Annotated in this window: 14 protein-coding genes, 1 tRNA gene and 5 pseudogenes; 8 read left to right on the top strand and 12 right to left on the bottom strand. The window is 68.4% G+C overall.

From position 1 onward, the window contains the following. Nucleotides 1–2 precede the first annotated feature (2 nt). The 6 genes from AOK23_RS01370 to AOK23_RS01395 all read right to left on the bottom strand — a co-directional run bounded on the left by AOK23_RS01370 (nucleotide 3) and on the right by AOK23_RS01395 (nucleotide 4,949). Complete coding sequence (locus AOK23_RS01370; RefSeq protein WP_063791275.1) at nucleotides 3–1,247, bottom strand: ABC transporter permease; 1,245 nt, start codon at nucleotides 1,245–1,247, stop codon at nucleotides 3–5. Continuing rightward, the gene (locus AOK23_RS01375) at nucleotides 1,247–1,921 is read right to left on the bottom strand and encodes an ABC transporter ATP-binding protein (RefSeq protein WP_055710903.1); all 675 of its coding nucleotides are present in this window, start codon (nucleotides 1,919–1,921) and stop codon (nucleotides 1,247–1,249) included. The genes AOK23_RS01370 and AOK23_RS01375 overlap by 1 nt, the downstream gene beginning before the upstream one ends. Further along, nucleotides 1,918–3,138, bottom strand: coding sequence for a peptidoglycan-binding protein (locus tag AOK23_RS01380; RefSeq protein WP_055710904.1), 1,221 nt, complete (start codon nucleotides 3,136–3,138; stop codon nucleotides 1,918–1,920). Before AOK23_RS01380 ends, AOK23_RS01375 begins: the two co-directional genes overlap by 4 nt. Next, nucleotides 3,135–4,013 (bottom strand): hypothetical protein, encoded by an 879-nt coding sequence (locus AOK23_RS01385; protein WP_055710905.1) that lies wholly within the window; start codon nucleotides 4,011–4,013, stop codon nucleotides 3,135–3,137. Before AOK23_RS01385 ends, AOK23_RS01380 begins: the two co-directional genes overlap by 4 nt. Nucleotides 4,014–4,110: 97 nt before the next feature. Then, a complete protein-coding gene (locus tag AOK23_RS01390; RefSeq protein ID WP_063791277.1) occupies nucleotides 4,111–4,524 on the bottom strand; it encodes a hypothetical protein in 414 nt (137 codons plus the stop codon). Nucleotides 4,525–4,544: 20 nt separating this feature from the next. After that, a complete protein-coding gene (locus AOK23_RS01395) occupies nucleotides 4,545–4,949 on the bottom strand; it encodes a hypothetical protein (RefSeq protein WP_055710907.1) in 405 nt (134 codons plus the stop codon). 388 nt (nucleotides 4,950–5,337) lie between these two features. Here AOK23_RS01395 and AOK23_RS01405 point away from each other — a divergent pair. Together AOK23_RS01405 and AOK23_RS01410 are read left to right on the top strand one after the other, a co-directional pair. Continuing rightward, nucleotides 5,338–6,263, top strand: a pseudogene (locus AOK23_RS01405) (IS3 family transposase). A gap of 41 nt (nucleotides 6,264–6,304) precedes the next feature. Then, nucleotides 6,305–6,583: an ankyrin repeat domain-containing protein gene (locus tag AOK23_RS01410; protein WP_240496201.1), complete on the top strand. Its 279-nt coding sequence runs from the start codon at nucleotides 6,305–6,307 to the stop codon at nucleotides 6,581–6,583. On the opposite strand, the pseudogene AOK23_RS01415 reads toward AOK23_RS01410, so the two are convergent. After that, a pseudogene (locus AOK23_RS01415) lies at nucleotides 6,555–6,959 on the bottom strand (IS5 family transposase); the annotation flags it as partial. The gene AOK23_RS01410 and the pseudogene AOK23_RS01415 sit on opposite strands and share 29 nt — an antisense overlap. A gap of 261 nt (nucleotides 6,960–7,220) precedes the next feature. Beyond that, nucleotides 7,221–7,574: a hypothetical protein gene (locus AOK23_RS01420; protein WP_055710911.1), complete on the bottom strand. Its 354-nt coding sequence runs from the start codon at nucleotides 7,572–7,574 to the stop codon at nucleotides 7,221–7,223. A 496-nt stretch (nucleotides 7,575–8,070) separates the two neighbouring features. Between AOK23_RS01420 and AOK23_RS01425 the strand changes: the two genes are divergently transcribed. The 5 genes and pseudogenes from AOK23_RS01425 (at nucleotide 8,071) to AOK23_RS01450 (ending at nucleotide 11,725) form a co-directional block, all read left to right on the top strand. After that, the gene (locus tag AOK23_RS01425) at nucleotides 8,071–8,844 is read left to right on the top strand and encodes a calcium-binding protein (RefSeq protein ID WP_055710912.1); all 774 of its coding nucleotides are present in this window, start codon (nucleotides 8,071–8,073) and stop codon (nucleotides 8,842–8,844) included. Between the two features lie 64 nt (nucleotides 8,845–8,908). Continuing rightward, entirely contained in the window at nucleotides 8,909–9,685 is a 777-nt protein-coding gene (locus tag AOK23_RS51325; RefSeq protein ID WP_079049215.1) for a calcium-binding protein, read from the top strand. A 109-nt stretch (nucleotides 9,686–9,794) separates the two neighbouring features. Next, nucleotides 9,795–10,620 (top strand): annotated as a pseudogene (locus AOK23_RS46470) (IS5 family transposase). A 97-nt stretch (nucleotides 10,621–10,717) separates the two neighbouring features. Beyond that, nucleotides 10,718–10,795: transfer RNA gene (locus AOK23_RS01445), tRNA-Met, on the top strand. A 210-nt stretch (nucleotides 10,796–11,005) separates the two neighbouring features. After that, complete coding sequence (locus tag AOK23_RS01450; RefSeq protein WP_055710915.1) at nucleotides 11,006–11,725, top strand: IS6 family transposase; 720 nt, start codon at nucleotides 11,006–11,008, stop codon at nucleotides 11,723–11,725. A 512-nt stretch (nucleotides 11,726–12,237) separates the two neighbouring features. Here the strand turns inward: AOK23_RS01450 and AOK23_RS49230 are convergent. Beyond that, nucleotides 12,238–12,518, bottom strand: a pseudogene (locus tag AOK23_RS49230) (IS6 family transposase); the annotation flags it as partial. Between the two features lie 265 nt (nucleotides 12,519–12,783). On the opposite strand from AOK23_RS49230, the gene AOK23_RS01455 reads away from it, so the two are divergent. After that, a complete protein-coding gene (locus AOK23_RS01455; protein ID WP_055710916.1) occupies nucleotides 12,784–13,182 on the top strand; it encodes a hypothetical protein in 399 nt (132 codons plus the stop codon). Nucleotides 13,183–13,247: 65 nt separating this feature from the next. On the opposite strand, the gene AOK23_RS01460 is transcribed toward AOK23_RS01455, so the two are convergent. The 3 genes and pseudogenes from AOK23_RS01460 to AOK23_RS01470 form a co-directional block, all read right to left on the bottom strand. Next, complete coding sequence (locus tag AOK23_RS01460; RefSeq protein ID WP_055710917.1) at nucleotides 13,248–16,973, bottom strand: nSTAND1 domain-containing NTPase; 3,726 nt, start codon at nucleotides 16,971–16,973, stop codon at nucleotides 13,248–13,250. A 267-nt stretch (nucleotides 16,974–17,240) separates the two neighbouring features. After that, nucleotides 17,241–17,426 carry a hypothetical protein gene (locus AOK23_RS01465; protein WP_055710918.1) on the bottom strand — a complete coding sequence of 62 codons (186 nt, stop codon included), beginning with the start codon at nucleotides 17,424–17,426 and terminating at the stop codon, nucleotides 17,241–17,243. Nucleotides 17,427–17,510: 84 nt separating this feature from the next. Beyond that, nucleotides 17,511–17,790, bottom strand: a pseudogene (locus AOK23_RS01470) (DEAD/DEAH box helicase); the annotation flags it as partial.

The raw sequence follows: 17,790 nt of genomic DNA on the forward strand, positions 1-17,790 counted from the left end.
GGTCACTGCCGCAGGGCCGCGACCGGCTGTACCCGCGTCGCCCGCCAGCCGGGCAGCAATCCCGCGATCAGACCTGTCACCACCCCGCCGGCTGCGGCCAGAGCCGCGGTGCGGACGTCAAGAATTGGCTCCCAGCCGTTGCTCAACGCGACAGCGACGACCGCAACGATTCCCAGCGCGCTGCCCACAATCCCGCCGACCGTACCCAGCAACGTCGTCTCAGTGAGCAACTGGACGAAGATGTGTCGTGGCCGGGCACCGATCGCACGGCGCAGCCCTATCTCCGCGGCTCGGGCCGTGACCCCGGCCGTCGCCGCCGTCGCGATGGAGAACGTCCCCACTCCGAGGGCGATGAAAGATACGACGAGGACCAGCATGGTGACGTTCTCCTCGACGGCACGGCGCAGCGTGAGAGGGTCGGGTGGCGCGATCGACTCCAGTTGGCCTGAGGCCTCGGGTAACAACGCGAGCGGGGCCTGATTGCCGATCGGGTGCGCGGCGCCGGGACGTACCTCGATCAGTACGGCACGCTCGGGCGGTACTGTGGCCGAACCGGCGACAAGAAGCTGCGCCGTGCTGAAAGGCATGACGACCGAACCCATCGTGGCCGTTTCCCGGGTCACGTCGTCGAAGACACCTATCACCGTGTACGGGCGGTCGTCGACGAAGATCGCGACGCCGACTCGGTCGATATTCAGCACGCGCGCGAGATTCGCGGGGAGCAGGACGACAGGAGCTGCGGTTCGGTCGTGGAACCTGTCGAAGTAGCGGCCCCGGATGAGGTGCGGCTCGATCACGGCGAGGGCTCCAGCGTCGACTCCTACAATCTTCGCCTGGGTGTCAGACCCCCCGGTCGACAGTGTGCGGGCGAGGGTGCGCTCGGGCAGGGTCATTCGGGGCCCCGCGCTGTCCACCCCGTTCAACCGGCGCAAGCGATCCACTGCCGTCGGCCGCTGCCACAACGGCACCGGTGAACCGACCGTTGCGGCACCGGACTTGCGCGCTTCGTCAGCCGGCTGGTGCACCACGACCTGCGTGGCGCGCGCGATGTCGAAGGACGCGGACACCTGGCGGGACAGGGTCGCGGAAATGCCCATAGTGGCCACGAACGCGGCGCATCCGAGCACTATTCCAGCCGCAGTCAACGCGGACCGTCCGGAATGGGCAAGGAGTGAGAGGACCGCTTCGGAGAAGAGGTCACGCGGCCGGAAACGTGACCGAGTGGGGACTGCGCTGTCGCCGTGCATCAAGCACCCTCCCTGACGACGCCGTCATCGACACGCAGCCGCCGAGTGCCCTGTGCGGCCACTTTGCTGTCATGCGTGACGACCACAAGCGTCATGCCCTCACCATGGAGCTGCCGCAGCAGTTCCAAAACGTTCTCGGTGTTGGCACCGTCGAGATTGCCCGTTGGCTCGTCGCAGAACAGAACGACCGGGTCACCGGCCACGGCCCGGGCCAGGGCGACCCGTTGCCGTTCCCCGCCCGACATGGTCCGCGGATCGGAGTCGGCCCGGTGGGCCAGCCGGACGCGGATGATCGCCTCCCGCGCGAGCGCCCGCCGCCGTCGCGCCGGATGACGGCCGTAAAGCATCCCGAGCTCCACGTTCTCCACCGCACTGCGCCCCGGAACGAGGTGGAAGGCCTGGAACACGAACCCGAACATCTCACCACGCAGCGCGCCCCGCTCTGCCTCCGAAAAACTGGAGGCGTCTCGTCCGAGGATATGGCAGGTGCCTACATCGGGCCGGTCGAGGAGGCCGATCAGGTTCAGCAAGGTGGACTTGCCGGAGCCCGAAGGCCCGGTGACAGTGATGTAGTCGCCGCGCTCAATGGTCAGGTCGGTTGGCCGAAGGGCGCGGACGACATGACCGTCGTCGTAGCTACGGCCGGCCTGCCGCAGGGACAGTACCGCTGTCACGGTCCATCCCCCTCGCTGCCAAGGGGACCGGTGTCTGCGGAACTGCCCACGACAACCCTCGCTCCGGCCGTGAAGCCAGTCCGCTCGGGTGTTACCTGCACCCAGCCTCCCGCGACCTTGCCGGAGTCGACCCCCACGTCGGTGAGGCTGTGGTCCTTCCCCTCGACCGTCACGAACGTGGTCCCGTCAGGACGCGAATAGACTGCGGCTACCGGAACGGCCAGCACTGGCTCTGTGTCTCGCATAGGATCAAGGGTGACAAGGACCGTGTGGTCCCCTCCGGGTGACAACGCCGGACCGGTGAAGGCCAGCGAAACCTCGTAGCCGTCCGCCCCTGCTCGGTCGGCCACCCGACGGACGACGGCCTTCAACGCAGTCCCCTGGGTTTCGTCGACGATTTCGGCCGTACCGCCGGTTCGCACCAGCGCGCGCTGCTTCTTGTCAACCTTGACCTGCACCGTCACCGCAGCGGTGTCCAGCTCCAGCAGGACGGAGTTCGCGTCACCGAGCACACTGCCGACCTTGACTCGCACGGCAGAGATCGTGCGTGCGTCTCGGTCGAGGGCCACAACGGCGGTTCTCCGTAGTATCACCGTTGCGGCTTCGGGAGCGTTCGCCGAAGGCTTGCCGAACGGCGCGACTGCCGGGTCGTGTGGCGCTTGCGGTCGGGGCGGCTCGTAGCCCCGGGCACGGTAGAAGCCCACCAGCGCCCGCTCGGTGGCGGTATCGAAGGTTCCAGTCACCTGGGCGGATGTGCCGAGGCGGCGCAGTGCCTTCTGCACCGCCGTGACGTCCGGACCCTGCATTCCCGTGCTCAGATCGCGGTACAGCGGAAAGGGCAGGACGAGACCGAACAGCGGCGCCCCCGACACCTCGGCGAAGATGTCGCCTTCGCGTAGTGCTGTCCCGGTCTTGGCGGTCAGTCGGGTGACGACGGCGGTGTCGCCCCCCAGGCCGGCCGGCGCTGCGACCTTGACCGAGGTTCCCGGCCGGACGGTGCCGCGGGCGATCACCGGTTCGGCCAGCACTCGCCGTTCGGCCGCCACTGTCACCAGGGAGGCCTCGGGTGGGCCTGCGTCCGCAACCGCCTGTGCGGGCGATCGCACCGCGGGACCGATCAATATCCCGACGGTCAGCGCGAGGGTTGCCGCCAGCACGGCGGCGGCAACGGACAGGACGGAGCGATGACGCTGCCTGGCCAGGGTCGATCCGCTCATCGCTCGGCCAGTTTCGCCGCTGCTTTCGCCAGTGCCTCGACCTTCGGCTTCAGTTCCGCGATCTGGGAGCCGTGTCCCCCGACGACCTTCCTGAGGATGCGGACACGCTGAGCCGCGATCTTGTCTCCGAAGCCTGTCGTGCGCGCGCACCGGGCAGAGGCAACGGCCAGTCGTGATTCTTCGGCAGTCGGCACATAGCGCCGCTCGGGAATAGCCGGAATGATCTCGACGGTTCCGGGAAGCCGTTTCGGCTCCGGAGGTTCAGTGCCTTCGTAGCGGCCCCTGGGCAGACCGATCCCGAAACTGTCGAGCGTCCGGGCGCCGGAGACCATCTGACGGAAGCCTGCGGCCTCGACGCATTCCAGCAGTGGGCGCAGTGCGGCGGCGGTGACCTCGGCCTCCTCCGGGGACTTCAGCAGGACGTCCCGTTCGTCGGCCACATCGTTGTAGAGCTGGTAGCTCTGGTTCTGGACCTCGGAGAACTCGTGCCCGAGCTTGTCTTCCGCCTTATTCTGGCACTTCTTCAGTCTCGCGTCGAAGCCCCGGTCGTAGCTGAGCACATTGGCGACTTTCGGGCGGCTGTTCTCCCCAAATCCAAGAAGCGTCGCCTGCTCATCGGTACGTATGGCGAACGGTGGCGTCTGCACGTTCATGTCGGTGAACGGTTTGGCGTCCTGGGGCACTCCGGCCTGCTTCAGCTGGGGGTAACCCTGCCCTGCCATGCAGTCGGCGATCAGTCCGTTCCGAACGGACTCGATCAGGTCAATGTCGTCGGCCTGGAAGACCTCGTCGGCAACCTTGTCGGCCGAGACGGCAGCTAGGTCCGGAGCTTCGGTGGCCCCGGCCGTACAGGCCGATAGCACCACCGCAGCCATCGTGATCCCTAAGGCCGTGCGTGTCGATCGGATTTGCATCAGCGTCCCTTGAGGCAGGTGGGGTGGGCCCGGCCGCTCGCGCGGCCGGGCCCCGCTCCTACACGCAACGTTCGTGACGGTCGTTGCGGTTGTTGATCTCACCGAGGTGGTACCTACCGTTGTCGTTCGGGAAGTACCGCCAGGTCCACAACCCGCCGGAGAGGTCCCCGACCCGGATCCGGCATTGCGTGTCGCGGTTGGTGACGTGCAGCGCGTTGTCCTGCACGCGCTCGCTCGATTCCCGGTAGACGGACCCGTTGTAGTACATGAAGTTGTTGCCGCCGTGGTCCCCCGTGTACCAGAACTGCTTCTGGTAGGTATTGCCGGCGTTGTACCAGAAGCAGATTTCGCCGTGGGCGCAGTCGGGTCGGCCGTCCCCATTGTCCGCGTGAGCGGAGGACGGCACGGACACGACTGCTGCCGCTGTCAGGGCAGCGGCGACGGCTGTCGCACGAAGACTACGAGCGATCATGGATGTCCCTCCGAAGCCGGTCATGCACACCGCTCGTGACGGTCGTTGGCGTTCCTGATCGCGCCGAGGTCACGGCGCACGTGGTCGTTCGGGAAGTACCGCCAGGTCCACAACCCCGTCGAGGGACTCAGATTGCCGACACGCACCTGACACTGGGTGTCTCTGTTGTTGACCTCGACCGCGTCGTCCTGCATCCGGACGTTGGTTGCTTGGCCGGCCCACCAGTTGTAGGAGCCGTGGTCCCCCGTGTACCAGAAGTGCTTCTGCCACAGCACGGCGCCGCTGTAGCGATAGAAGCAGATCTCACCCGAATTGCAGGCGGACAGACCATCCCCGTTGTCGGCGCCGGCCGTGCTCGCCGTGGAGAGCACGCCCACCGTGGCCAGCGCCGCGCTGGCCAGTACCGTCGACAGTAATCTCTTCAAACGCACTGTTGCCTCCCATACCTCCAGGATCAGCTGCGCACCTTGCCCCGGGCGCAACAGGATCGACGGTACGGAGGGCTCCCGATCGCCACATCGGACCTGGGTACAGGTCGGGGCGGCACCGCTACGCCCGACAGGAAGGCGGCGAGAAGTATGTGCCACGGATCGCCAAAGCCCCCCATCCAGGAGCAGAAAGTACGCGAAGCCATACCCGGCTTGTTCGTGGCACTGAGCGGGATCTGGCCCGGACATATCCCGGAACAGTTGGTCAGACATGGGATAGGTGCGGCAGATGTTGGGAGTAGAGGTGCATATCGACTCGGGGCTTGACCCCGGATCTTGGACACCCGAGACACTTGGATCTTGAGTCCAGGAGAACGGTTGTCCCGTGGTCATGAAGCACCATCCGCCGGAGTTCAAGGCGGACGCGGTCGCGTTGTACGAGTCGCGGCCGGAAGCGACGATCAGGTCGGTCGCCGCTGATCTGGGGGTGAATCCGGAGACGTTGCGGAGGGTCCGGGCGGCCGGAGCGAGCCGGCCACGGGGACGCCGGGCAGAGGCGCCCGCCGAGCCGCCCATGCCGCTGGAAGCAGAGAACGCGGCCCTGCGCAAGAAGGTCCGCGAACTAGAGGAGGAACGCGAGATCCTACGGAAGGCGGCCAAGTATTTCGCCGGGGAGACGCGCTGGTGAACCGCCTGGCAGGCATGCGGCTGCGTCGCAGGCACCGCACCACGATCGCGGACCCGTCCGCGGTGAAGGACCCGGATCTGATCGGCCGCGACTTCACCGCGAGCAAGCCGAACACGAAGTATGTCGGCGACATCACCTATCTTCCCGTGGACGGCGGGAAGTTGCTCTACCTGGCCACCGTCATCGCCCTCGCCTCACGCCGTCTTGTCGGCTGGGCAATCGCAGATCACATGCGCACTGATCTCGTCATCGACGCCCTGGCCGCCGCCGAACGCACCCGCGGCAGCCTCGCCGAAGCGGTCATGCACACCGATCACGGCGCCCAGTACACCAGCCGCGCCTTCGCCGACGCCTGCCGCAGGGCAGGCGTCCGTCAGTCCATGAGCGCGATCGGCAGCTCGGCGGACAACGCACTCGCCGAGTCCTTCAACGCCACGTTCAAACGCGAGACGCTCCAGGACCGCAAGCACTGGTCCAGCGAGCGCGAGGCCCACCTCGACGCGTTCCGCTGGCTGCACCGCTACAACACCCGACGCCGTCACTCCCACCTCGGACATCGCAGTCCGATCGCTTATGAGACAGCGTCCGAAACAACATCAACTACGCTGGCACCAGCCGCATAACCCGTGTCCAGGACTCCGGGTCAAGGCCCGATGCCGAGACCTTGGCGCGTCTGCTGGCCGCCGGTACAGATCCCAACGAGGTACAGGGCAACTCAACGCTCTTGACGCACGCCATTGACGTCGAGGGAGACAGCACGTTGCAGAGCGGGCGCCCGCTGACCGTGCACACCACGGCCATCCTGCTGGCCTTCGGCGCCGACCCGGAGCTCGTGGATCCCGACGGTCACACGCCCATGCACATGGCCGAGCAGTACGACCACACGCTGGCGGTAGAGCTGTTGCGTCGACACATCAGCGGGCAAGGCGGCGCAGGCAGATGAACGTGCAGGCGATGGCCGTGAATGCCAGAAAGTGCTCGGCTTTACGTTCGTAGCGTCGGTGCAGACGGCGGCAGCCGGCAAGCCCGGACATGGTGCGTTCGATGGTCCAGCGGTGCCTGCCCAGCCGCTGCGAGGACTCGACGCCCTTACGGGCGATGCGGTCCGCAATACCGCGCTCGCGTAACCATCGCCGCAGGTGGGAGTAGTCATAGCCCTTGTCGCCGTGGAGCTTGCCCGGTCTGCGTCGCCGAGGTCCCCGGCAGGATCGGATTGGCGGTATGTCCTTCACCAGTGGGATCAGAGCCTGGCTGTCATGTAGGTTCGCACCCGAGATTCCGACGGTCAGCGGCAGACCAGTCCGCTCGGTGATCAAGTGGTTGTAGATGCGGAAGCCGCCTTCGACCCACTGGCCCTGCCAATGCTCGCGAGTGAGGTCGGCGACGTTCTTCATCTGCTGCAGCGCGGGCCGCCCCGGCATCCCGCTGTTCCGAGCCCGAGAAACACTCGGCAATCCGCAACTGGTCCGCAGGCCCCCGAGTGCGGCGTCCATGACGGCCCGAGTGCGGTCTTTTTCCTCCCGTCGGTGGTGTCGGCCAGTTCTGCTGTCCTCGTTGACCCCAAGGGGCATGAGGCGGGCTCAGCTCTTGCAGCCGCCCGGCGGGCACTGCCGGCTGTTGTCGCAGCCGCCAGGGGGGCAGCCGCCGGGGTTGTAGCTGCCCCCGCCGCTGCCCCCGCTGGTGGTGGAGCCGCCCGAGTTACTGCCGGTCGATCCCCAGTCGTCGTTCTCGTTGCGGTCGGGGATACCGTTGTCGTCGCCGTCGTAGCTGGGGCTGTCCGGGTCATTGGCCGGGTCGCGGTACCGCAAGCCGTCGCGGCTGGGGCAGGCGTCTCCGGGCCGCACAACCAGCGCGTCCGCCTCGTCGCGGGAGCGCAGCGCCACCGTCGGCAGATCCAGCTCGCGGGCTGCGCGGATCACCCGTACCGCGATCAATTGAATGCGGTACGAATGAATCGTTAATTGACACCTCTGGGGCGATGCAAGTCAAACGGCGGGCATGCCCCAGGTGATCCCATTCCAGGCGAGGGCGACGATCCACGCGCGGAGACCCTTGTGTTCGGCAATGGCGCAAATTCGGCTTCAGCACGGCTTCACATCCCGACATGCTCTGGGTGCCCAAGCGCCAGCGCCGATCACCGGTCGAGCAGGCGTCGGCCATGGCGGTATGGGAGGAGTCTGCGCGGGCTGAGGCTATTGAATGCAGCAAAAACATTCGGATGTCGCGCCGGAGTGGGCCGCACCGAACGTTCGGCGCTTGCGGCCACACCCTTTCCCCCGGTACTCCGCCGGAGCCGGTTATCAGGTCCCGGCCGCGGTCGGCAGACCGCAAAAGGTAGCGCTCCTTCGAGCGAACACCGGCATTTTCGGCCGGGAAGCACTGCGCACAGTTGCGAGATCGACATTCAACGCCCAATTTCAGGAGCAGGTCATGAAGAGAACGCACCATCGCACCGGGGCACTTCTGGCCACGGTGTGCGGTTTCACTCTGTGCCTCCCTGGCGTGGCCCACGCGGCCGACGCACCGACGCCACATCTTTTCGCCACGACGCTGGTGAACAAGACCGGCACCACGATCACGGTCACCGCCGGAGTCGGCCGGGGCAACACGATCAGCGTCTGGCAGTCAGGCAGCAACATCAGAATCAAAGACACAGGAGACACGGTCGCACCGTCCGGCGACTGCACCGCCATCAGCACGACCGAAGTCGCCTGCAGGGCCGCCGACACGACCGAACTCGTGGTCAACGCCGGCGACCAGGACGACACCGTCACCTCCTCGCTGGCGGCCCTCGGCGTCACCCTCATCGGCGGTGCCGGCAACGACAACCTCTACGGCGGATCCGCCAACGACACCCTCGAAGGCGACGAGGGATCCGACTTCCTTTCCGGCGGCGCAGGAAACGACACCCTGACCGGTGGAGCCGAGGCGGACAGGATCTTCGGCGGCTCCGGCAACGACTCCATCGAGGGACGCGGCGGCTCGGACATCGTGGACGGCGGTGCCGACAACGACGTGATCTACGGCGGCAGCGGCAACGAGCGCATCGTCGCCGGCGCCGGCAACGACTACGCCGAGGGCGGCAACGGCCGGGACACCATCGACACCGTGGACAACGTCAGCGGCAACGACTACGTCGAAGGCGGCGCTGACGTGGACGACTGCCGCGCCGACTTGGGCGACAACGTCAGCGGATGCCCCTGACCAGCGTGAGTGAGCAGCACGCCAGTACCCGTACACGGCGAGACAACACGAAAGGCGGGCACCGATGAGAACACGAGGTATCTGCACCACGGTGGTGGCGCTCGGCGCACTCACCTGCGCTCCGCTGACCGCCGCTTCCGCCGCGCCCGGTGCGGCCCCCGGCGGAAGCCTGGCGGACACCACGGTCGTGCAGGAGGTGGGCGACACCCTTGGTGTCACGGCCGCCCAGGGTGTGGCGAATGACATCACCATCCGGCGTCAGGGCAACGTTGTCGTGGTGACGGACGCGGGGGACACCGTGTCCGCCGTTGCCCCGTGTCAGTCGACGGGGACGCACACGGCGGAGTGTCCGCTGCCCGTCACGTCGATACGGGTCAACGCCAACGACTCCGATGACAGCGTCAGCATCTCCCCGAACCTGGAAGCCGCGGGAACGGTGATCGGCGGTGCGGGTGACGACCGCCTCAACGGCGGTCCCCGGGCGGACCGGCTCGTCGGCGACGACCCGGATGCCACTGGCCTGCGGGCGACGCCGGGCAACGACACCATCAACGGCGGCCCCGGCAACGACACGATCTCCGGGCTGGCCGGCAACGACACCATCTACGGCAATGCCGGCAACGACACTCTCAACGGCGACGACGGCAACGACACACTCGAGGGTGCCCAGGGCAACGACACCCTCACCGGAGGCCGCGGCAACGACACGCACATCGGCGGCGAGGGCAACGACACCCTCAACGCCGTGGACAACGTGATCGCCAACGACGGCCTCGACGGCGGCCTCGGTTTCGACACCTGCAACCGCGACACCGGCGACACGGCCGTCAACTGCCCCTGATCAACCACTCGTTTCCTCAGTAATGGGCTGCCCAATCGGGTGGAGGCGTCGCCGGACAGCCGTAGCGGCTGTCCGGCGGCAGGATGACAGCCGGTGATGAACGACTGCTATGCAGTTTCGTTTGGATCAGTCGGTCGTTGGTCCGGGTGTGCCGTTGACAGATGCGCAGTGGGCGCGGACCGAGCCGTTGCTCCAATCGCCTTCAAGTCCCAGACCGGAACGCAGTGGGTCCACCTGCCGGAGAAGTACGGCAACTGGCGGGGCGTCTACAACCGGCTGCGGATGTGGGCCGTCGATGGCACATGGGAGCGGGTGTTCATCGCGCTGATGGCACAGGCCGACGCTGATGAGGACCTGGCCTGGGCCGTGTCCGTTGACTCCACGATTGAGCGAGCTCACCAGCACGCGGCCGGGGCCCGCAAAAAGGGGCCCCAGCTGGCGAACCGGCCGACCACGCCATCGGCCGGTCCCGCGGTGGGCTGACGACCAAGATGCACCTCGCGGCCGATGCCCGCTGCCGACCTCTCGCCTTCGTCCTCACCGCTGGCCAGGCCGGCGATGCACCGGCCTTCACCGACGTCATGGCCCGCCTGCGCGTTCCCCGGCGGCGCGGCCGCCCTCGCACCCGGCCGGACGTGGTCCTGGCGGACAAGGCCTATTCATCCCGTGCGATCCGCGACCACCTGCGCAAGCGCGGCATCCGGGCGGTGATCCCGGTCCCGGCAGATCAGCGTGGCCACCGGCTGCGTCGAGACAGCCGGGGCGGCAGGCCACCGGCCTTCGACCGCGAGACCTACAAGCAGCGCAACACCGTTGAGCGGTGCATCAACCGCCTCAAGCAGTGGCGCGGTATCGCCACCCGCTACGAGAAGACCGCGACCATCTACCTGGCCGGACTCCACATCGCTGGCATCTTCCTGTGGTCCGCCCGCTGATCCAAACGAAAGCCCCTAACTGAGCCCTGGAACCTACAACCACAGCGCGAAAAATCCCTGCCTGGCCCGCCGGTGTTCTGTACGCTGGTCGGACCGACGCGGGGTGGAGCAGCTCGGTAGCTCGCTGGGCTCATAACCCAGAGGTCGCGTGGTTCAAATCCCGCCCCCGCTACCACAATCCGGCCCCCGGCGACATCACGTCGCCGGGGGCCGGATCCGTTCATGAGCAGCGTCCGGGCCGCTGCCCGACGTCGGGGCGTGCTCCCTGTCGAGGCCGCGTGGGGTGGGGCGGACTTGCCACAACGGCTGCGGGCAAAGGGCGCTGTCACGTTGGCTGAGCGGGTGGGATGATCTTCGTGTTGATCATGGTGGAGGGGGATCGTCCGTGAGGAGCGCGGCGCTGTCGTACAAGGGGCACCGGTACACGGTCGAGGTGATCTCCCGCTGCGTGTGGCTGTACTTCCGGTTCCCGCTCAGCTTCCGTGAGGTCGAGGAGTTGATGCTTGAGCGCGGCGCGATCGTCTCCTACGAGACCATCCGCCGCTGGTGCGTGAAGTTCGGGCAGCGGTACGCCAATTCGCCGCGCCGCCGTCGGCCCCGGCCTGGTGACAAGTGGCACCTGGACGAGGTCTTCATCAAGATCAACGGCGAGCGGAAGCACCTGTGGCGGGCTGTCGACCAGGACGGGATGGTGCTGGACGTCCTGGTGCAGAACCGGCGGGACAAGACCGCGGCCAGGCGCTTCTTCCGCCGACTGATGAAAAGGACCCGTCCGGTGCCGCGGGTGGTCGTCACGGACAAGCTCCGCTCCTACGGCGCCGCTCACCGCGAGGTCATCCCCTCCGTCGAACACCGCTCCCACAAGGGGCTCAACAACCGGGCGGAGAACAGCCACCAGCCAACCAGGCAGCGCGAACGCGCGATGAAAGGCTTCCGCTCCGCGGGCGGGGCCCAGCGGTTCCTGTCCGCGTTCAGCGGCATCTCACCCCACTTCCGACCCCACCGGCACCTGATGACCGCACACAACTACCGAGCCGAAATGACCATCCGCTTCGCCATCTGGGACCACATCACCGGCACCGCTGGCCAGCCCGCAACAGCCTGACCGAAGGCCGACACCCCACCCCAACACACCCCGGTACACCAACAGGCACCCACACACCCAACAACGTGACAACGCCTCTCTTAGCACTCCCAGCTGCCCGGCCACGGCGTACGGGTTGTCGAGGGGTGCCTTGGTGGCGACCCGTGTGGCCAGGGCGATCACCTGCTCACCCGCCCCAACCTCCCCCAGCACCCTCAGCAGCCTAGCCGCCGCGTACGGGTTGTCGAGGGCGGCATCGATGGCGCGGATGGCGGCCCATCGGGCGGGGCGGGGATCAGTGGGGTGCAGGAGATGGAGGTGGTCGACGAGGGTGACCGCAGCTTGGGGGTTGCCGTGGCTGGTGGCGCGTTTGTGGAGTTGGGCGGCATCCCGGTACAGGCCGCGGTTCCAGGCTGAGTCGCCGGGTGCGTTCAGGTCGGCGCGGTGGGCGTGGTTGGCGGCTGCGGCCCAGAAGTCGATCGGAGGGATCGTCTCGGCGCGGTGGCGGCGGCCGTACTGGTCGAGGTAGTCGGCCACAGGTACTGCAACCGCCCGTTGATCTTGATAAAGACCTCGTCCAGGTGCCACTTGTCCCCAGGCCGAGGCCGCCGGCGGCGCAGCGCGCCTGCGTAGGCCGGCCCGAACTTGGCACCAGCGGCGCACCGTCTCGTTGAAAGACGACGATCCCGCGCTCGATCATCAGCTCCTCGACCTCGCGCAACGACAGCGGGAAGCGGAAGTACAGCCACACACAGTGGGAGATGACCTCGACCGGGTACCGGTGCCCCTTGTATGACGGCGACACGGCCCCCACGGACAGCCTCCTCCAACACGATCAACCAGAAGATCATCCCACCCGGCCAACCAACGTGACAGCGCCGACTCGTCTTCTCGGCAGGGGCTTGCGCATGATCCGCGGGATCGTGCTCACGGCGGGGGCTTTGTTTGTCCACGGTCGTCCGGGCTTGCTGGACATTCGCGGAGCTGGCGAATCTGCCTGCGGCGCGGGTCACGCGCCACCGCTGTGCAGAGACAGGGAGAGGCACATGGCTCTACGCGAACGAATCCGACTCTCGCCCATGCGTTCCGCCGCGGTCGTCGCGAGCACCTTGGGGCTGCTCGTCGCGACTGCCGGTTCGGCGAGCGCCGCCACCAGTCAGAGCTTCGTCTACCACTGGTCGGGCAGTCGGCCGATCGCCGGCGAGGTGTGGTTCAACTCGGCGAACCACAACCCCGCGGTGGGACGTAACGGCTTCACGATCAAGGACCGCATGTGCGGCGACGGCTGGTTCATCGCGGTGAAATACCGGATCGGCAGCGGGTCCTGGCGCTGGACCAGCGGAATCAGCTGCAGCGAGATCAACCAATCGGTCGCCGGCAACGTCGCCCGGCAGACCATCCAATGGCGTGGATGCAAGATCTCGGAGACCGATGGGCTGACCGAGTGCGAGGGCATCCGGAACGACTACGTCGACTGAGCCCGACGGCCGGGGGTGGGTGGCCTGCCGCCACCCACCCCCGGCCGCGTTCCGCTGCGGCCGGCTCACCCGGCCGGCTCGTTGAGATAACCGGCCCGCTCCTCCGGGGTGAACTCCCGCGTGATGTGGTCCCGGGAACGCCTGACGACCTCGTCGATCGGTTCGCAGGGCAGGCACGTCCACACGCGTACGGTGCCGTCGTCGTGCGAGCTGACGAACCGGTTGCCGGCCAGGAAGTTCGTGTTCTCGACGGACGCGCCGAATCCGTGGAGGACCACGGGCGGGCTGCTGTCGGTGGTCCTCCAGATCCGGGTGGTCGCGTCGTTGCCGCTGGTCGCCACGAGGCGGCCGTCCGGCCCGAACGCCACACTCCACACCAGCCCTTGGTGTCCGGTCAGCACCCGTGGTTCGCTCCGTCCGGTGAGGTCCCACAGCCGGGCCGTGCCGTCGTTGCCGCCGCTGACGAGACGTCGCCCGTCCGGGCTGAACGCCACCGACCACACCAGGCCGTTGTGACCGCGCAGCACCTTCCGCTCGTCGCCGGTGGCGGCGTCCAGGATGTGGATGGTGCCGTCCAGCCCGGCCGCGGCCACACGTCGTCCGTCAGGGCTGTAGGCGACGTACCGCACGCTGCCCTGACCGGTGTCGACCACCACGGGTGCCCCCCGTCCGGTGGCGGTCCAGATCCGTACGGTGCCGTCAGTGCCGCCGGTGACCAGTCGGCGTCCGTCGGGGCTGAAATCCGCGGTCCACACCGCCCCGTCGTGGCCGCGCAGCACGACGGGTTTCGTCGCGTTGTCCACCGGCCAGATCCGCGTGGTCCCGTCGGTGCCGGTGCCGGCCACCCGGCGGCCGTCCGGGCTGAACCCCACGCCGAGAACCTCACCGTCGTGGCCCCGCAGAACGGTCGGCGGGGCGGTGCTCCCGGTCCGCCAGACGCGCACGGTGCCGTCGGCGCTCGCGCTCGCGAGCCGGCGGCCGTCCCTGCTGGGTACCGTCGCCCACACCGGACCCTTGTGACCGGTCAGGACTCTGTCGCTGCCCGTCGGGGCCGCCTCCCAGATCCGTGCGGTGCCGTCCTCGCTGACGCTCACCAGCCGCCGTCCGTCGGGGGCGAACGCGCACGCGGTCACGGTGCCCCGGTGCCCACGCAGGATCAGCGGAGACGCACGATGGCGCACGTTCCAGATCCGTACGGTGCCGTCGTTGCCGGTGCTGGCGACCCGGGTGCCGTCCCGGCTGAAGCCGGCCCACTCCGCCGTGCCGTCGTGGCTGCCGAGCACGACGGACTCAGTGGGCGCGTCGGGGTCCCAGAGGCGCACGGTGCCGTCGGTGCTCGCGGTGACGATGCGCTGTCCGTCCGGGCTGTAGGCGAGCGCCTCCACCGAGTTTCCGTGCCCGCGCAGCACCACGGTCGTCCGCCGGCTAGCCACGTCCCAGATGCGTACCGTTCCGTCACCGCCGCTGCCGGCCAGCCGTCGGCCGTCGGGGCTGAACGAGACTCCGAGCGTGCGTCCGTCGTGGCCGCGCAGCACGACCGGTTCTCCTGTCCCGGTGGAGTTCCAGATCCGTACGGTCCCGTCGTCGCCGGCACCGGCGACGCGGCGGCCGTCCCTGCTGAACGCCACGCTCCACACCTGTGACGCGTGCCCTCGGAGGATCACCGGCTTGGCACCGCTCGCCCACTCCCACACCGAGACCGTGCCGTCCACGCCGGCGGCCGCGATCCGTTTGCCGTCCCGGCTGAACACCGGCGTCCACACCTCGCCGTCGTGCCCGCGCAGCACCAACGGGTCTCGCAGCGTCCTCCCGTACCGCCACACCCGTATCGCGCCGTCTCCCCCGCTGGTGGCCACGTGTCGCCCGTCGGGGCTGAAGGAGACTCCGAGGATCTGCCCCTCATGACTGTGGAGCACGGCCCGGACCCGTGACTCGAACACGGCCTGGCGCAGCGCCGCCTCGGTCTCGTCGGTCGCGCTTGTCCGGTAGGCCCTGTTGGCCAGCAACAGACCTAGTTCGGGGTCGAGTTGTGCCTGGCTGCGTGCGCTCGCCACGAGTTGCCGGGCAAAGGCGAGCTCCTGTCCGGCCTCCGCCCGCCGTGCTTGTGCGAGCGCTACGAAGGCCAGGACGGCCAGCGCGACGACCGCCGCCGTGAGGCCGCCGACCGTCAGCCGGACGCGGCGCCGTGCGGCGGTCCGCTCGGCCTGCGCGCGGTGGCGGCTCGCCGCCAGGAACTCGTGTTCGAGCTCGTTGAGCCGGTCCGTCTTCCGGTTGTCCCACTCGGCCAGCCGTACCCCGCGGTACAGCATCCCCTCGTCCCTGCCGTGCTTCTCCCACTCCGCGGCCGTGTCGGTCAGCCGCCGGTGCGCAGCCAGTTCTTCGCGGTCCTCCGTCAGCCAGGTCCGCAGCCGGGGCCACGATCTGATCAGCGCCTCGTGCGCCACCTCGACCGTGTCCGTTCCCAGGGTCACCAGCCGCGCCGCGGCGAGCCGGGACACCACGGTGGTGACCGCCGTGTGATCCGCGCCGCCCAGAAGTTCCTCCCGGGTGACGCGCCGCCGGGTGTCCTCGGTGCCCTGGCCGAGGGCGGTGAGCCGGAGGAACACGTTCTTCGCCAGGGACCGCTCGGCTTCGTCGAGTTCGGCGTACACACGCTCCGCGGACTGTGCAATCGCCCCCTGCACTCCACCGGCCAGCCGGTAGCGGGCGAGCGCCATCGTGTTGCCGCTCCGGCGCTTCCACGTCTCGTACAACGCGTGCGACACGAGGGGCAGCGCGCCCGGCTCACCGTGTGTGTCGGCGACGACGGCTTCGACCAGTGCCGCCTCCACCTTCATGCCGGCCCGCAGCGCGGGCTCCCTGACCACACATCGCAGGTCCGCTGCCTCCATCGGCCCCACCAGCACCTGGCGGTCGCGCAGGGCACCCACCAGCTCGGGGTACCGCGCGCACTGGGCGAAGAAGTCCGCCCGTATGCCGAGGACGGTCCTGATCCGGTCGTCCTGGCCGACGGTGGACGCCACTACGGAGTCGATGAACGCGCCCCGCTCCTGCGGGTCGCCGCACAGGGTGAAGATCTCCTCGAACTGGTCGACGACGAGCAGCACCCGCTTCGTGCCCGGTCTGGCCACCAGCGCCTGGCGCCACAGCACGCCGATGCTCTTCGGGTCGGCGGTCAGGTCGGCGCAGAGCGAGGTGGCGGGGACGCCCAGCAGATGGGCCAGCCTGGCCGCGAGTTCCTCGATCGGATGGCGGCCCGGGGTCAGCAGGATCGTCGTCCAGCCCTCGCCGCCCGGTACGGCCCCGGTCCGCACCCTGGGCAGCAGCCCGGCGCGCAGAAGTGACGACTTCCCGCTTCCCGAAGCCCCGAACACGGCCAGGAGGGGTTCCCGATCGACGCGTGAGCACAGCTCGGTCATCAGTTCCTGGCGGCCGAAGAACCATTCGGAATGGTGGGGCTCGAACGAGGACAGCCCCCGATAGGGGGAGGTCTCCGACTCGTCGGCGCTCGGCTCGTCGGGCACCACCACCTCGTCGACGACCGCGCGCCACCGTGCTTCCCATGCCTCCCGGTCGCCCCCGCACGCAGCCACATAGGCCAGCGTGACCGCCAGGGACGGCAGCGTCACACCGCCTGCCGCCTCGGACAGCGCGGTCACCGAGTAGTGCGCGCGCTTGGACAGTTCCCGGTAACTCGGCCCGCCGGCCTTTTCCCGCAACTGCCGCAGCTCCTGCGCGAAGCGCTGTAACGGCCCTGCCTCCGGATCCAAGTCCCGCTCGCGTCGCCCCATGGCGTCCCCCAACCCCCTTGGATGGTGCGTGCATGTCACCCTCTGGGTCGGGTGACCTGCCGCGTCAGAGTTTTCGGAACATACTGGGCCGGAGTTTCCGCCTTGAGAAGGGCGTGGCGGGGCGCTGTCACCCTCTTCAACGACTCGGGGCGAGTTGGGTGACCCCCCAGACCTGCCTGGCCGCACAGCGCCGGACAGCCTGGCGGGAGAGGGACCAGTCAGGTGCCCGTCCGCTGCTCCCCCAAGAAAAGGGCAACGGCCGCACGCCTACAGGGTGCTGGGAGGCTGCTTCGGCTCGAAGACACTTGGCGGGATGCTCGGCTGGGGTGCGGACGCCTGGCGCAGGACCTGAACCAGGTCGCGGTGTATCCGGTCGGCTTCCCCACGGACCTGGACGGGGATGTCGCCGCGTTCGGCGACGAGGCGGTCGTAGACGGGGGTCTGCTGGAACACGGTGGGGCGGTTTCCCTTCAGCGGGCGGTACGTCGGACCGGCGCAGCATACGGGCCCCGGAAACGCCCCGCTGGCAGCGGGCGTTCAGGCCAGGACGGCGGGGACGGCGGCCTCGGTTGTCCAGTCGCCGTCGAATCGGGCGGCGACCAGGCAGGCATGGGTCTCGGGGAGCTGGCCGGTGCGGTGCTTGGTGCGGGTTTTGGCGAGCCAGGCGCCGATCTTGACGGTGTCGCCGTCGACGCGGATGGTCTCGCGGGCTGTGGGGGCGCGGCCGTCGCGGTGGAGGAAGAGTTCCAGGAGCTGGACGGTCTGTTCGAAGGTGCGGCGGGTGCGGCGGGCCGGGGCGAGGGGGTTGGTGTCGGAG

Source organism: Streptomyces torulosus (assembly GCF_001419765.1).
Taxonomy (GTDB): Bacteria; Actinomycetota; Actinomycetes; order Streptomycetales; family Streptomycetaceae; genus Streptomyces; species Streptomyces torulosus.

Excerpts from the sequence above, each read along its gene's own strand:
- AOK23_RS01370 (WP_063791275.1), bottom strand. The coding sequence starts at position 1,247 with ATGCACGGCGACAGCGCAGTCCCCACTCGGTCACGTTTCCGGCCGCGT.
- AOK23_RS01380 (WP_055710904.1), bottom strand. The coding sequence starts at position 3,138 with ATGAGCGGATCGACCCTGGCCAGGCAGCGTCATCGCTCCGTCCTGTCC.
- AOK23_RS01385 (WP_055710905.1), bottom strand. The coding sequence starts at position 4,013 with ATGGCTGCGGTGGTGCTATCGGCCTGTACGGCCGGGGCCACCGAAGCT.
- AOK23_RS01390 (WP_063791277.1), bottom strand. The coding sequence starts at position 4,524 with ATGATCGCTCGTAGTCTTCGTGCGACAGCCGTCGCCGCTGCCCTGACA.
- AOK23_RS01425 (WP_055710912.1), top strand. The coding sequence starts at position 8,071 with ATGAAGAGAACGCACCATCGCACCGGGGCACTTCTGGCCACGGTGTGC.
- AOK23_RS51325 (WP_079049215.1), top strand. The coding sequence starts at position 8,909 with ATGAGAACACGAGGTATCTGCACCACGGTGGTGGCGCTCGGCGCACTC.
- AOK23_RS01455 (WP_055710916.1), top strand. The coding sequence starts at position 12,784 with ATGCGTTCCGCCGCGGTCGTCGCGAGCACCTTGGGGCTGCTCGTCGCG.
- AOK23_RS01460 (WP_055710917.1), bottom strand. The coding sequence starts at position 16,973 with ATGGGGCGACGCGAGCGGGACTTGGATCCGGAGGCAGGGCCGTTACAG.